The sequence below is a fragment of the bacterium genome, assembly GCA_040754625.1.
In the GTDB taxonomy this organism is placed as follows: domain Bacteria; phylum JACRDZ01; class JAQUKH01; order JAQUKH01; family JAQUKH01; genus JAQUKH01.
The window spans coordinates 1-13,117 of sequence record JBFMCF010000134.1 but is presented as its reverse complement, the minus strand read 5'-3'; the positions used below and the strand labels follow the sequence as shown (position 1 = coordinate 13,117).

Genomic DNA, 13,117 nt, shown 5'->3' with positions numbered 1-13,117 from the left:
TGTCTTAGCTCGCTTAATAAAACTCCGAATTCACGAAGTTTTATTGCTCGGTATAATTTACAATATTCATCGAGGCCTCCAACTCGGCCTCTTGATTTATTTCTATTTGAGGATTTCAACAGAACCTAAAGTTTTAAGTAAAATCAAATTTACACATATGGATGCACAAAGTATGAAATTCAGAGATGATTCATTTAATACAGTTATTTCGGCAAATTTTCTGCATGATGTTAAAAAACCCAAAAAGAGTGTCCAAGAGATGATTAGGATAACACGGCCGGGAGGTAAAATCATTATTTCGGATTTAAACAAAAAAGGCATGTTATTGGTAAATAAGGTTTACAGAAAACAAGGAGACGTTCACAAAGGCAGCACATTAGATTTAGAGAAGATATCGGGAGAAGATTTTAAAAAAGCAGGGATTTATTTTAAGAAATACAATGATGGTTATATAACTACATATGTGTGCAAAAAAGCAGGAATACCTGACCCCCATTGCTGGAAGGAAGAGATGGAAAAATGAGAAAAAAAACAATTGCGTCTGTTCCTTTCTTCTTATTATTGATGAATATTTTTAATATAAATATGTCTTTAGCCTGTATAGGAAGAACAATATATATAGGACAGGAGAAAACTTCCGAGTCAATGCTCTTAGCGGAAATGCTGGCGATTTTTATTAGGGAAAGAACAGATACGACCGCTGTAGTTAAAGTTTTAGAGCAAAACGAAAAGGGGCATGACCTGTTAGAAAAAGGCGATTTGGATATTTTTGTTGAATATACCTGCGCAGCTTTAATTGAGGTTCTGAAAAAAAGGATATTCCCGCGAAGGATAAAATATTTGAGGTTGTGAGGCAGGAATATCAGGAAAAGCTGAATCTTGTATGGCTGAAACCGTTTGGATTTGAAAGCAAAATTTGCAAAAATGAGGATGTTAATAAACTGGGCTTGCCGTGTTTGGCAGCGCCTGTTATTCGAAAAGATACCATTAAAAAATTCCCCGCTCTTCCAAGGCTGCTGGATAAACTAGGCGGAATTATCGACGATAAAGCTTATCAGGAACTTTTAAAAAAGGTAGACAAAGACGGGGAACCAGCCCATGATGCGGCAAGAGCTTTCTTGAAAGAGAAAAAGTTGATTTAAAAGAAGCAGTATCTTAGAGGTTTGAAATGGCGTCAATGAGTTAGGAAAACTATTAAACTTAGGTAAACAGGAGAAAATATGAGATTCGGAATAATTATTTATTCAAATGATCCGGAAACAGTTTGGAATGCTTTTAGGTTTGGGAATTTTGCCTTAAAAGAAGATGATGAAGTAAAAGTATTTTTATTGGCAAAGGGGGTGGAGTGTGAAACCATTGATACGGATAAATATAAGGTGACAGAACAGATGAAATTGTTTGTCGAAAAAAATGGAAAAATATTTGCTTGCGGAACATGCCTCAAAATTCGCCAATCAGAAGGTTCTGAAATATGCCATCTTTCAACAATGAAAGATATGTATGAGATAATAAAATGGGCTGATAAAATTATTACATTTTAAAAATGAACAAAGATATAGTTATCCAAGTATCAGATTTAACGAAATTTTATGGTGAGATTCCTGCTGTTGACCATATCAACTTTGAAGTTGAGAAAGGCGAGGTTTTTGGATTTTTGGGTCCGAATGGCGCAGGAAAGACCACAACCATAAGGATGCTTACAGGACTTTCTAAACCCACGGACGGGAAGGCATCTATTTTAGGCTTTGATATTAAATCACAAATTGTGCAGATAAAGAAACATATTGGGGTTGTTCCGGAAATTTCCAATCTCTATGATGAATTATCCGCAATGGATAATCTGATATTTATGGCGCAGCTTTATGGCGTCCCGGTATTTGAACGCAGGAAAAAAGCGCAGGATTTACTGAAAACCTTTAAACTCTATGAGCGTAAAGACAGCCTTTTTCGCACGTTTTCCCGCGGCATGAAGCGAGCATTAACAATTGCCGCCTCACTAATTCATAATCCTAAAGTCCTTTTTCTTGATGAGCCTACAGTTGGATTAGATGTAGTCGCAGCCAGATCTTTGCGCAATTTAATATCTAATCTTCGCAAGCAGGGAATAACTATTTTCCTTACCACCCACTATTTAGAAGAGGCAGACCTTTTATGCGGCCGTGCAGCTATTCTCGTGAAGGGAAGAATTTTGACGATTGATACTCCACAAGCTTTAAAGGCAAAAACCGATAGAAAATCATTGGAAGAGGCATTTATGAATATTACAGGTTTAGAACCAGAGGTTTTAGCAATTGAGAAAGGAAAGTGAGATGTGGCGCGATAACTTACGAGGTATTTTCTATATCGCTTTGAAAGATATAAAGACTTACTATTTTAAGCCGCCGGCAGTCAGCTGGGGCATTGTCTTTCCGATTACCTGGATTTTAGCTTTTTATTTAAGAAACCCCGTCGATTTTAAGGAATTAGTGCCCGGCTTGATTGCAATGACGATTCTCTTCAGCACTACCGCTGCTGAGGCAGTGGTTATAAATTTCGAACTAAGACTCGGTTCCTTAGAAAGATTGCTTTTAGCGCCCATTAGTATAACTGCTGTACTTCTTGGAAAGATCCTGGGAGGCGTTATTTTCGGCTTTTTGATGACATCTGTAGTAACAATAGGTTCAATAATTATGCTCGGGCTTCATCCTAATTTTCTTTACCTTATGTTAATCACCATCTCTTCACTCTTTGTATTTTCGTCTCTTGGTGCTCTTTTATGCGTGATGGTGAAAGAAGTTTTTGAGGCTCAGACATTACTTAATCTTCCGCGGTTTTTAATGATATTTTTAAGCGGAGTTGTCTATCCCATATCGAAGATGCCTTTAGCATTACAGTATTTTTCTTATGTATTACCACTGACTTATACTATAGAAGGTATCAAAGGCTCGTTTTCTGCTGGTTTAGAAAATATGATTTTTTCGGATGTTTTAATTCTTATTTGCTTTTTTATCGTTTTTGTTATTCCGGCAGTAAAATTACTTTATAGAAAGTTTGAATAGAGGAGAATTATTTATATGGAGATTTTCGAATGAAAAGATTATTTTTCCTAGCATCTATAATATTTTTTCCAATCGCCATCTGGACGGAAAATTCCATGGCTGAAGACACAATAAAAATCGGCTATATGATTTGTAACGATTTAAAAGAAACAAGCGGCCGGTTCGACCCTTTGACGAACTTTTTAAGCCAGAAATTAGGGAGAAAGTTTGAGGCGGTTTATCTAAATACTTATGAAATCGAAGATGTCTTTCGTGATAAAAAGATAGATTTTGTCCATGCCAATTCTGTTATTTATATTATTTTAAAAGAAAATTATAATGCCAAACTGATTTTGGGAGAGAAAAGCGGGACAGGGGGAAAAGACAGCGCGGGAATAATTATTGTCCGTAATGATAGTGATATAAAGACTGTTTCAGGCTTAAAAAATAAAAGGTTTGTTTTTGGCCCAAGTTTTTCCACGGACGGTTTTTATTGTGTTTATGATTTGCTCAAACAGAACGGTCTCGATCCTGAAATAGATTTAGGTTATTATGCAATCCCTTTTGGCTCGTTTAAACATGATAAAGTTCTCTATGCTGTTTATTATAAGGCCTTTGATGCCGGCGCTGCCCGGCTGGATGACGTCAAAGATGCCGTAAAGGAAAAGAAATTTGAACCGGGTGATTTTCGTATTATTGCCAAATCAGAAATGGTCCCTTATTGTACCCTGGCCGCCAGAAAAGAGATTGATGACGGTTTGATTAAACAGGTAAAGAATGTTCTTTTGGGGTTGAAACCAGACGATACAGGAATAGACGCGAATGGAGAGCGTTTGTTAGTATTAAAACGCGGCTGGATTGACGGTTTTGTAGAGGTTAATGATAAAGATTATGACATTCTTCGTAAAATGGCAAAGCGGGCGGAACTTCCGCCTTATGAAAAATATTAATTTGGAGAGAATCATGCCAGACTCCAATATTGAACGAATAAGTTTTATTGCTCTCGGAGGAATTTCAATTGCTATTTTTTCTCTTTTTATAGGAAATACGAAAGAGTTTTCTTACAATAATAATCCGCCGATTGGGAACTCCTCAGGCCATAAACAAATTGAGCATTTTGTCTATAATGATAATATAGAAAAATCAGAAAAATTTAGAACCAGTCACGAGTTGGCAAAAATTTTAAAAAACAGGGGTTTACCTGAAGAGGCTATTGAGGAATATAAGAAGATTATTATGCTGGATGAAAAATCTGTTATTGCTCACCTGGAATTAGCCCGCATTTATTACGAGAAAAAAAATTATTCCGCGTCGATTTTAGAATATCGAAGGGCTGCCGAATTGGTTCCCGATTACATGGATAATCATTCTCAAATATTTTTGGGTGAAGAAATAAAGACTGCGATTAAAGAGACCATTGTTGAACTGAAAAAGATAAATAAGGCCAACCCTGATGATAAAGATGCAAAGCAGGGAATAAAAAACGCCTATTATTTAACAAGGAAGATCGGTGCGGGGTGTGAGTAGAAAACAATGAAAATCATTTTAAGTTTAACTTTAATTTTTTAAGATTGGATTTTTAGGATTAAAGTCGGATAATTAAAATTCACTTGACAATAGCGATAAATAATCGTATAATCGATTACAGTTATATAGTGGAGGCGGCAAAATGAAAGAAGAATTGAATTTATTTAAAGCGCTGTCGGAAGAAACCCGCTTAAGGATTATGATACTTTTATCCCAGCGGGAATTGTGTGTTTGCCAGTTGGAATGGGCCTTGGAATTAAGCCAGGCAAAGGTATCCCGTCATCTCACTGTTCTTAAAAATGCCGGGCTTATCCATGACAGGCGGGAGGGGTTGTGGATATTTTATTCTCTTCTTAAACCTAAAAATGAGCTTGAAATATTTATCCAAAAATATTTAAAAGATTACTTTATTAAAAAGCACGATTTATTTAAAAAAGATTTAAATAATATGAAGAAATGTGTGGACAAACCAATGAATAAATTGACTACAAGAAGGCGGTAACCTTATAATTCAAGGAAAAACAAACGATAAAGGTTATCAAATTGACTGACAAAGAATTATTGAATCTTGAACGGATTATAATAGACGATGATAAAACAGAAGCGATAGAATTTATAAAAATGATTCGTGAGAAAATTGCGGAAGAGGAACGGTTGAAATTAAAATCACACCTTGACTCATCTGACCCTATAAAAGACTTTACAAAATAAAGAAGGAGTATTCTAATGTCTGAAACCGCGAAACTTTCATTTTTTGAAAAATATCTTTCAATATGGGTGGTATTATGTATTATAGCGGGCGTATTGGCTGGAAAAGTATTTCCCGTGGGTGTTACCTTCTTGAGTAAGTATGAAGTAGCGAGGGTAAACATCCCGGTAGCTGTTCTTATCTGGCTTATGATCTATCCGATGATGGTCCAGATTGATTTTTCAAGCATTGTCAAGGCGGGCAAAAAACCAAAAGGCCTTGTTGTGACGTTAGTTGTAAACTGGCTTATAAAACCATTTACCATGGCTATTTTCGCGGCAATATTTTTAAAATACATTTTTCCCGCTTTTATAGACCCGTCATTGGCGAAAGAATATATCGCGGGCGCGATACTTCTTGGTGCGGCACCCTGCACCGCGATGGTTTTTGTCTGGAGTTACCTTACTGATGGCGACCCGGCATATACCCTTGTTCAGGTTGCAATTAATGATTTGGTGATACTTGTCGCTTTTGTGCCTATTGTTAAATTTCTGCTGGGTGTAAACGAGATTATCGTGCCATATGATACCTTAATTTATTCTACCGTTCTTTTTGTAGTTGTTCCTCTTACTCTTGGGTATATTTCAAGGGTATTATTGCTTAAATATAAAGGGCCGGAATGGTTTGAAAATGTATTTTTAAAGATATTAAAGCCTGTAACAATCCTGGGGCTCTTATTGACGCTGGTTATTCTTTTCGCGTTTCAGGGAAATATCATCATCGAAAATCCGCTGCATATTTTACTTATAGCGGCCCCATTATCCATTCAAACTTATTTTATTTTTATTATAGGGTATTTCTGGTCAAAAAAATGGCGTTTAAAACATAATATCGCGTCTCCGGCCGCGATGATCGGCGCGAGTAATTTTTTTGAATTGTCGGTGGCCGTCGCGATTTCCCTTTTCGGCCTTAAAAGCGGCGCGGCCCTCGCGACGGTTGTGGGTGTTCTGACCGAGGTTCCGATAATGCTGAGCCTGGTTAGTTTTTCGAATAAGACCACGCACTGGTTTAAGGAATAATAATCGAATGAATTGTTCTTCAATCCTTTTTCATTGCTCTTTTCTTTAATTCCGGGGGCATTTTTTCAATGGCGTAACGCAGGGCGGTGCGAGGCATGGTATTTTTACGCGCTGTTATATAATCAAAAACTTGCTTCTCGTGTTTACGGCTTGCTTCTTTAAGCATCCAGCCGTATCCTTTTTGCACAAGGTCGTCCTTGTCAGCCAGCAGGCTGTCGGCTGTTTCAAAAACATCTTCAAGAAACATTCCTTTTCTCGCGGGCAGAATCAACGTTACGGCTGAGGCGCGTTTAACCCACCTGTTTTTCGATTTGGTCCAGGTTTTAAGCTTTTTTATATATTGGGGAAATGTCTCAATAAATGACCCGATCGCGTGATTGCACAATGTATCGCATTCCGCCCAGTTTCGGACATAATTGTTAACCCATTTTTCAAATATTTTAAAATCCTTGGGTTCATAATTTTCGTGGAGAAAATACGACCAATTATAAGCGATAAAAGCTTCCTCCATATATCCTGATTTCAAGAGTCCTTCACAGAGGCCGAATATCACGGCCTTGTCCTTGCCGCTTATGTTCTTAAAATATTTTTTCCCGATTTTACTGACAATGGCAGTTTTTACGCCGTAAACCTTTATTTTTTCCTTGAAAAAATTCTGGCCGGTTTTTTTTGTCTTTTCGTCGGCGTTTTGTTTCAGTTCCTTGCGGATTTCGTTGATTATACTGTTCATGCGTTTAATATATTATCAAAATTTATAAGGATTACAAAACAAAAAATCTCTTGACAATTTAAAGTTGTACTTTAAATTATCAAATACTTAAAGTATTTTTTTTAAAAAGATTGACAATGTGCGCACAATATTGTATTATAAAATTATGGAATTCAAATTCAGCAAAGAAAAGAACGAGGTTTTAATTGAAAGCAGAGGTATTTCTTTTGATGAAGTAATTGAAGCAATTGGCAAAGAAGGTGTTTTATTGGAAATAGAGCATCCTAATCAGAAAAAATTTCCAGATCAAAGCATGTTTGTGGTTAATATAGATAATTATGCGTATTGTGTTCCATATGTAAAAAACGGTAAGGTAATATTTTTAAAGACAATTTATCCTAACAGAAAATTCAAACATTTAATAAATGGAGAAAAAAATGAATAAATATAATACTCAATATATAGATAATGAAGAAAAAGAGTTAATTGAAGGTTATGGGGAAATAGATTTAAAAAAAGTTAAAACACCCGGCAGAAAGCGGCAAGATGAGCTTAAGAGCGCGGCAAAAAGTTATATTATGAAGGAAACGAAGATGAACATTCGTATTGACGCCGCGGAATTAGGAAAGATAAAACGTAAAGCAAAACAGGAAGGACTAAAATATTCAACCTTGGTGAAAAGTGTCCTGCACAAATATGTTACAGGGCAGTTGATGGAAAAAAAGGCGGTTTATAATAAAGGAAATAAAACATAGAACACAGATTTATTACAGAATGAGAAAAAACAAGTTCAGGGCGATATTTTATATTGAAAATGAGAATTATTTCATTATTAGTATAGCAAAACGAGAGGAGGTTTATAAACAATGGCTGTAATATCTGTAAGATTTAATCCATATGAAGAAAAAGTTTTAAAAAGATTAGAAGACTATTATGATGAAGACCGTTCAAAACTGTTAAAGAAATCCATGATAGAAATGTATGAAAATTTAGTAGACAAAAAAGAGATCAATGATTTTGAAATAAAAGAAAAAAATAAAAAAGTGCATTTCTATTCTGCTGAAGAGATAATAAAAAGTATTTAGAAAATTTGCCCCAAAATAATCGGGCGAATTGTTTACAGAGGCTTACGTTCTAAAATTTTGAATCCATCCATTGCCGCGTCGCATAAAAAATTTTCCAACTGGCTTTGATCGTCTTTTGCCTGCGCCTTAAAAAGATAAGTATAATATAGTTGTTTTTGTTCTTGCTTTATAATAGCCGGAGCCATATTGGTTTTTAGAAACATGGCGCACATCAGAATTCGCCCGATACGCCCGTTACCGTCGGAAAATGGATGAATTTGTTCAAAACGGCTGTGAACTGATGTGGCTGAAGAAATAATATCATCAGTTTTTTTAGCGGCTTTGCCGATATGGCGGAATTATACCAGATTACCCCGCAGAATGTTACTTTACATTTAAAAGCGATTTATTCTGAAGGTGAAAAGGAAACAAAAAATGAATAAAACGGTAATAGGGAATGTGGTATAATATTTAGGCATGAAAACGAAGATATATTTAGACACTTCAATAATAAGTGCATATTTTGATTATTCAAAACCCATTCGTCAATTAATAACTCAGAAATGGTTTGAAAACGAGACTGAACGGTTTGAATTATTTGTTTCAGTTATAACGATTGAGGAAATTGAAAAGTTTAAAAATATAGAAAAAAGAGAGAATATTAAAAATTTATTAGTGGAACATAAAATAGAGGTTTTGAAATTTACTGAAGAAGCAAAAAAATTAGCAGAAGAATATATAAAGCGGGGAGCAATACCAAAGAGTGAACCAGAAGATGCTTACCATGTAGCAATAGCAACAGTAAATAAGATCGAAGCGTTAGCCGCGTGGAATTTTAAGCATGTGGTAAGTTTAAATCCGATACGAAAAATTCATGAGATTAATAAAAGGAAAAAACATCAATTAATAGAAATAAGTTCATTGGAAATGTTTGGAGGTTCAAAATATGGGAATTTATAGAAACGATTATAAAAAAGAAGAAGATGAAACCTTGTGGGAATTACATGAGATACGCCATAAAATCCATAAGAAAATAGAGAATACTGCAATAGATGAATTTAACCGTGATGCGTTGAAAAAGCTTGAACAATGGCGAAAGAATTGTAAAAAAGAAGAAATTTTCGCATAATATTTTTGCGCATCGATAATTATTTTTTACGGCTGCCATTTTTGTAGCGTTTTCCCTTATCAAATCCCTCAGCCCTTCGTTGATTTTAATCTTCCTCGCCGGGGACAACGATCTCCAAGGCCTTATAAAATTCAATTTAAAAATGAATGGAATCCTAGTATGAAAACAGGTAAAATATGAGTTCGGATGTTATGCGAAAATTTAAAAACCGCGAATGTATATGAAAAAACAAGAATTGATTAAAAAATTGTAGGATATCGAATGGCAGGATTAATAAGGCTTTCCGAAAATATCGGACCGGGATTTCATAAAATGTTCACGGCTGGACTATAATGAATCTGCCGGTTGAAGAGGAATGAAATATGAGCAAAATGATGCGTAAAAATTTTATCTCTGAAATCAAAGAAATCATAAATCAGTCACGCGCGGCCATTCGCAATGTGGACTTCCCGCGTGTGCTGATGTATTGGCATATAGGGAAAAGTATATTTGAAGAAGAACAGTATTTATCAGACTTTTCCAATTGTGAACGCACTGCGTTCGCAATTGAAATAGACAGAATGGGCCCAAATAAAGGCGGGCATTGGATTGCCCAAAATTTGCCGGAGGGGAAAGATGAACATGATGGAATTACTGCGATATTTTGCGCGATGACGGATTATCCTACGGCGATTATGTCGAGCAGTTGACATTTCTTCTTTTCCTAAAAATGGATGACGAAAGAGGCGAATGTTCTTTCCTTTCGAATTAGTTGAAGAATTGCAGGCCGCGTTGGAACAATTGCAGGAAATAGCGGGAGATTTGAAAAACAATGAATAGATAGGATAGATGACAATAACTAATTTTAGTTGACAAAAAAACGGATAAAATTGGAATATACTCCAAAATAGTAATGCTAAATTGGAGAATTACGCGAAATGGAAAATATTAAAAGGATGCTTAATATTGCCTTACCGAAGAGGCAGTCCGCTTTTATGGAGACTTATTCTCCCAAAAGAAGCATTGTTGTTTCTATTATATTCACCGGCCTTCCCTGAGTTTATCCGCGAAATACGCGGGCAGGCCGCTCTCACGAATGGTTTGAACTGTTTTTTCTACATCGTAAGGTATTCTAAAAAACTTGCTTTTAATTCCTTCGTCTGCAATGTTAATCAATGCCACGCAAGTTCTTGTATCTCCGTCTTTAGGTTTGCCGACGCTTCCCGCGTTAATGAAAATTTTTCCCATTATATCTTTTCTGTAAGGTTTATGGGTGTGTCCGTACACCATTAAATCAGCGTCTGTTTTTTCAGCCATCTGAAGAAAAAACTTATCAGGGCGGTCTTCATACCAATACAAATTATTCTTATGAGGTGTGGCGTGAAAGAGTTTCACTCTTTTCCCGTGAGCGGAAAAAGAAATTTCGGCAGGCAGGTTTCTCATATATTCTTTGCTTTCGGGAGAGGTACGCGCCTTGGTCCACTCGAATGATTTTTGAGCGAATTCAGCCTGGACGGCGTCCTCGTATTTGCACCCGCAGTGTTCGCTGTTGCTGGCCACATTAAAATCATAATTTCCCTGAACGCCTTCTATCTTATGTTCCATAAGAAAATCGACAACCTCATTTACAAACGGCGCGTAACCTCCCAAGTCGCCGAGATGATATATCTTATCAACTTTGAGAGTATTTACGGCGTTATGAGCTGCTTTTAAAGCCTCTATATTTCCGTGTATGTCTGACCGCGATTAACATTGTCTTATTATACTCTTATCAGGGATTGAATTCAAATTATCATATTTATTGACGGATTTTTGTTATATGATATACTCTCAATATGTTTAATAAAATCAAAAACGAACTTGAAAAATTGAATATCGGGCTTGTGTATTTATTTGGTTCAAGGGTCCAGGGCCTGGCGAAAAAAGATAGTGATATGGATATCGGTATTGTTTTTGTCGAACCTGTTGAAAATGCCAGACTGCTGCTGATTTTCGAAAAACTATATTCGTTATTTTCACAACAGCGAACAGGAAACAGAAAGCTGAAATTGACATTGTTTTTTTACAATCCGCACCTCTGTCGCTTCAATTTAACGCCATTAAATACGGCAAGGTGGCATATGAGATTTCTCCAGAATTCAGAGCGTCTTATGAAGAAAAAATAATGCTGCTTCACAGCGATTTTGAACCCGTCGCGAAAGAATTCGATAAAATGGTTTTAGCGAGGATTTGATGAAAAATATTCCATTAAGCAAAAATACAATACTGGGGAAAATAGATGAGATTCAAAATGACCTGGCCAAACTGAACAATATCAAAGAATTGTCCATTGAAGAATTCAGGTCGGGTGAAAATTTCGCGATTGCCGAACATTATTTAAGAATAATAAAAAGCAGTATGGCTAAAAAAATTATATTGACACGCACACTGTAATTGTGTATGCTTATGTAGTGTAAGGAGGGGAAATATGCTGAAAAATATAACTTTAAGCGCCGAGGATATTTTAATCAAAAAAGCAAGGAATAAAGCAAACAATGAAAACACAACTTTGAATGAATTGTTCAGGAGATGGATTAAAAATTATATCGGCAGCTTAACCATATCCCATGATTACGATAAATTTATGGATAAAGTAAATTATGTGAAATCCGGCAAAAAATTTACAAGGGAAGAGATGAATGAAAGGTAAGTATTTCATTGATACGAATATAGTCGTATACTCGTTTGATAATGAAAATCCTTTTAAACAGAAGGCCGCAAAAAAACTTATCTCAGAAGCAATAAATCAAAATAAAGGTATTGTAAGTTATCAGGTAATTCAAGAATTTTGTAATGTAGCGTTAAATAAATTCAAGGTTCCACTTAAAATAAACGATTGTAAAGAATATTTAAATAAGTTTTTAAATCCAATCTGTGAAGTGTTTTCAACAATGGAATTATATAATGAAGCGTTAGACATAAAATATGAAACAGGGTATAGTTTCTATGATTCCTTAATTATCGCGTCCGCCCTGAAAGCTAAATGTAGTATACTATACAGCGAAGATTTAAAAGAAGGGCAGGTAATTAAAGGATTAAAGATTGAAAATCCATTCATCTCGCTTCCTTGAGCCTATCCGCAAAATACAAGGGCAGGCCCTCGGGTTTCCATTTTTTGGTTTGCCGACGCTTCCGGCGTTTATGAAAACCCTTCCCTGTATATCCTTTCTGTAAGGCTTATGGGTATGCCCGTAAATCAACAAATCGGCATCTGTTTTTCCGGCCATTTCAAGAAAAAATTTATCGGGCCTTTCTTCATACCAGATAAAGGTTATTTTTATGGGTGGGGCGTGAAAGAGTTTCACTCTTTTCCCGTGAGCGGAGAAAGAAATATCGGTCGGCAGGTTTTTCATGTATTCTTTGCTTTTGAGAGAGGCATGTTTCTTTGTCCACTCAAACGATTCCTGCGCGAAACCGGCTTGAATGGCATCCTCATATTTACACCCGCAGTGTTCGCTGTCATTGGCAACGTTGAAATCATAGTTTCCCTGCACGCCTTCAATTTTATGCTCGATAAGAAAATCCACAACCTCATTTACAAACGGCGCGTAACCTCCAAGGTCGCCGAGATGATATATCTTATCCATTTTAAGAGGAGTTACAGCATCATAGGCTGTTTTTAACGCCTCTATGTTTCCGTGGACATCTCCGAATACAGCAATTTTCATATTTAAATCCCCTCTTATTATTATACTGCATCAGTTCCAAAAAAATATGGATGAAATAAAAATTCTGGGATATATAAATAACAGAATAATTTTTGATAATGTCAAAATAGGTATGAAAGGAATGAAAGTTTTGAAACGGGGTAAATTTTAGATTTCTCCCTTTAGAAAAGGGAGATTAAGAGGGATTTGAGAGAATTGGCAAGTGTATTTAACACGAT

24 protein-coding genes and 3 pseudogenes are annotated in these 13,117 nt (G+C 35.9%); 22 read left to right on the top strand and 5 right to left on the bottom strand.

Translation table 11 applies throughout. The annotated features are described in order from the left end of the window. Positions 1 to 43: 43 nt before the first annotated feature. The 11 genes from AB1498_13090 to arsB all read left to right on the top strand — a co-directional run bounded on the left by AB1498_13090 (position 44) and on the right by arsB (position 6,311). The gene (locus tag AB1498_13090; protein ID MEW6089226.1) at positions 44 to 523 is read left to right on the top strand and encodes a class I SAM-dependent methyltransferase; all 480 of its coding nucleotides are present in this window, start codon (positions 44 to 46) and stop codon (positions 521 to 523) included. Next, entirely contained in the window at positions 520 to 852 is a 333-nt protein-coding gene (locus AB1498_13085; protein ID MEW6089225.1) for a hypothetical protein, read from the top strand. Before AB1498_13090 ends, AB1498_13085 begins: the two co-directional genes overlap by 4 nt. Next, positions 849 to 1,142, top strand: coding sequence for a glycine betaine ABC transporter substrate-binding protein (locus AB1498_13080; protein MEW6089224.1), 294 nt, complete (start codon positions 849 to 851; stop codon positions 1,140 to 1,142). The genes AB1498_13085 and AB1498_13080 overlap by 4 nt, the downstream gene beginning before the upstream one ends. Before the next feature lie 78 nt (positions 1,143 to 1,220). Continuing rightward, a complete protein-coding gene (locus AB1498_13075; protein MEW6089223.1) occupies positions 1,221 to 1,541 on the top strand; it encodes a DsrE family protein in 321 nt (106 codons plus the stop codon). Between the two features lie 2 nt (positions 1,542 to 1,543). Beyond that, the gene (locus tag AB1498_13070) at positions 1,544 to 2,308 is read left to right on the top strand and encodes an ATP-binding cassette domain-containing protein (protein ID MEW6089222.1); all 765 of its coding nucleotides are present in this window, start codon (positions 1,544 to 1,546) and stop codon (positions 2,306 to 2,308) included. 1 nt (position 2,309) lies between these two features. After that, positions 2,310 to 3,038, top strand: coding sequence for an ABC transporter permease (locus tag AB1498_13065; protein ID MEW6089221.1), 729 nt, complete (start codon positions 2,310 to 2,312; stop codon positions 3,036 to 3,038). 29 nt (positions 3,039 to 3,067) lie between these two features. Beyond that, positions 3,068 to 3,967 carry a phosphate/phosphite/phosphonate ABC transporter substrate-binding protein gene (locus AB1498_13060; GenBank protein MEW6089220.1) on the top strand — a complete coding sequence of 300 codons (900 nt, stop codon included), beginning with the start codon at positions 3,068 to 3,070 and terminating at the stop codon, positions 3,965 to 3,967. Between the two features lie 13 nt (positions 3,968 to 3,980). Further along, positions 3,981 to 4,544: a hypothetical protein gene (locus AB1498_13055; GenBank protein MEW6089219.1), complete on the top strand. Its 564-nt coding sequence runs from the start codon at positions 3,981 to 3,983 to the stop codon at positions 4,542 to 4,544. 142 nt (positions 4,545 to 4,686) lie between these two features. Next, on the top strand, positions 4,687 to 5,046 hold the full coding sequence (locus AB1498_13050; GenBank protein MEW6089218.1) for a metalloregulator ArsR/SmtB family transcription factor: 360 nt from the start codon (positions 4,687 to 4,689) through the stop codon (positions 5,044 to 5,046). Between the two features lie 41 nt (positions 5,047 to 5,087). Next, the gene (locus AB1498_13045) at positions 5,088 to 5,255 is read left to right on the top strand and encodes a hypothetical protein (protein ID MEW6089217.1); all 168 of its coding nucleotides are present in this window, start codon (positions 5,088 to 5,090) and stop codon (positions 5,253 to 5,255) included. 15 nt (positions 5,256 to 5,270) lie between these two features. Continuing rightward, entirely contained in the window at positions 5,271 to 6,311 is a 1,041-nt protein-coding gene (gene arsB, locus AB1498_13040; GenBank protein MEW6089216.1) for an ACR3 family arsenite efflux transporter, read from the top strand. Between the two features lie 19 nt (positions 6,312 to 6,330). Here the strand turns inward: arsB and AB1498_13035 are convergent, their stop codons facing one another. Continuing rightward, positions 6,331 to 7,041, bottom strand: coding sequence for a DNA alkylation repair protein (locus AB1498_13035; protein ID MEW6089215.1), 711 nt, complete (start codon positions 7,039 to 7,041; stop codon positions 6,331 to 6,333). 118 nt (positions 7,042 to 7,159) lie between these two features. On the opposite strand from AB1498_13035, the gene AB1498_13030 reads away from it, so the two are divergent. From AB1498_13030 to AB1498_13020, 3 genes are all read left to right on the top strand, one after another. Then, a complete protein-coding gene (locus AB1498_13030; protein MEW6089214.1) occupies positions 7,160 to 7,465 on the top strand; it encodes a toxin in 306 nt (101 codons plus the stop codon). Continuing rightward, on the top strand, positions 7,458 to 7,775 hold the full coding sequence (locus AB1498_13025; protein MEW6089213.1) for a hypothetical protein: 318 nt from the start codon (positions 7,458 to 7,460) through the stop codon (positions 7,773 to 7,775). Before AB1498_13030 ends, AB1498_13025 begins: the two co-directional genes overlap by 8 nt. Before the next feature lie 111 nt (positions 7,776 to 7,886). Continuing rightward, the gene (locus AB1498_13020) at positions 7,887 to 8,105 is read left to right on the top strand and encodes a DUF6290 family protein (protein MEW6089212.1); all 219 of its coding nucleotides are present in this window, start codon (positions 7,887 to 7,889) and stop codon (positions 8,103 to 8,105) included. A 32-nt stretch (positions 8,106 to 8,137) separates the two neighbouring features. Here AB1498_13020 and AB1498_13015 read toward each other — a convergent pair whose 3' ends face one another. Next, positions 8,138 to 8,308 (bottom strand): hypothetical protein, encoded by a 171-nt coding sequence (locus tag AB1498_13015; protein MEW6089211.1) that lies wholly within the window; start codon positions 8,306 to 8,308, stop codon positions 8,138 to 8,140. A 12-nt stretch (positions 8,309 to 8,320) separates the two neighbouring features. Continuing rightward, a pseudogene (locus AB1498_13010) lies at positions 8,321 to 8,434 on the bottom strand (Fic family protein). Positions 8,435 to 8,561: 127 nt separating this feature from the next. Here AB1498_13010 and AB1498_13005 point away from each other — a divergent pair. From AB1498_13005 to AB1498_12990, 4 genes and pseudogenes are all read left to right on the top strand, one after another. Beyond that, positions 8,562 to 9,044: a type II toxin-antitoxin system VapC family toxin gene (locus AB1498_13005; protein MEW6089210.1), complete on the top strand. Its 483-nt coding sequence runs from the start codon at positions 8,562 to 8,564 to the stop codon at positions 9,042 to 9,044. Next, positions 9,031 to 9,213, top strand: a complete 183-nt coding sequence (locus AB1498_13000; GenBank protein MEW6089209.1) for a hypothetical protein — start codon at positions 9,031 to 9,033, stop codon at positions 9,211 to 9,213. The genes AB1498_13005 and AB1498_13000 overlap by 14 nt, the downstream gene beginning before the upstream one ends. A gap of 371 nt (positions 9,214 to 9,584) precedes the next feature. Next, a pseudogene (locus AB1498_12995) lies at positions 9,585 to 9,762 on the top strand (DUF1016 domain-containing protein). Between the two features lie 91 nt (positions 9,763 to 9,853). Further along, a pseudogene (locus tag AB1498_12990) lies at positions 9,854 to 9,937 on the top strand (restriction endonuclease subunit S). A gap of 296 nt (positions 9,938 to 10,233) precedes the next feature. Here AB1498_12990 and AB1498_12985 read toward each other — a convergent pair. Further along, a complete protein-coding gene (locus tag AB1498_12985; GenBank protein MEW6089208.1) occupies positions 10,234 to 10,926 on the bottom strand; it encodes a YfcE family phosphodiesterase in 693 nt (230 codons plus the stop codon). 101 nt (positions 10,927 to 11,027) lie between these two features. On the opposite strand from AB1498_12985, the gene AB1498_12980 reads away from it, so the two are divergent. From AB1498_12980 to AB1498_12965, 4 genes are all read left to right on the top strand, one after another. Then, a complete protein-coding gene (locus tag AB1498_12980; GenBank protein ID MEW6089207.1) occupies positions 11,028 to 11,357 on the top strand; it encodes a nucleotidyltransferase domain-containing protein in 330 nt (109 codons plus the stop codon). 67 nt (positions 11,358 to 11,424) lie between these two features. Further along, positions 11,425 to 11,625, top strand: a complete 201-nt coding sequence (locus AB1498_12975; protein MEW6089206.1) for a hypothetical protein — start codon at positions 11,425 to 11,427, stop codon at positions 11,623 to 11,625. Between the two features lie 37 nt (positions 11,626 to 11,662). After that, complete coding sequence (locus tag AB1498_12970) at positions 11,663 to 11,881, top strand: hypothetical protein (GenBank protein MEW6089205.1); 219 nt, start codon at positions 11,663 to 11,665, stop codon at positions 11,879 to 11,881. Next, a complete protein-coding gene (locus AB1498_12965) occupies positions 11,871 to 12,302 on the top strand; it encodes a PIN domain-containing protein (GenBank protein MEW6089204.1) in 432 nt (143 codons plus the stop codon). Before AB1498_12970 ends, AB1498_12965 begins: the two co-directional genes overlap by 11 nt. Here the strand turns inward: AB1498_12965 and AB1498_12960 are convergent. Then, complete coding sequence (locus AB1498_12960) at positions 12,267 to 12,899, bottom strand: YfcE family phosphodiesterase (protein ID MEW6089203.1); 633 nt, start codon at positions 12,897 to 12,899, stop codon at positions 12,267 to 12,269. The genes AB1498_12965 and AB1498_12960 overlap by 36 nt on opposite strands. Between the last annotated feature and the right edge of the window lie 218 nt (positions 12,900 to 13,117).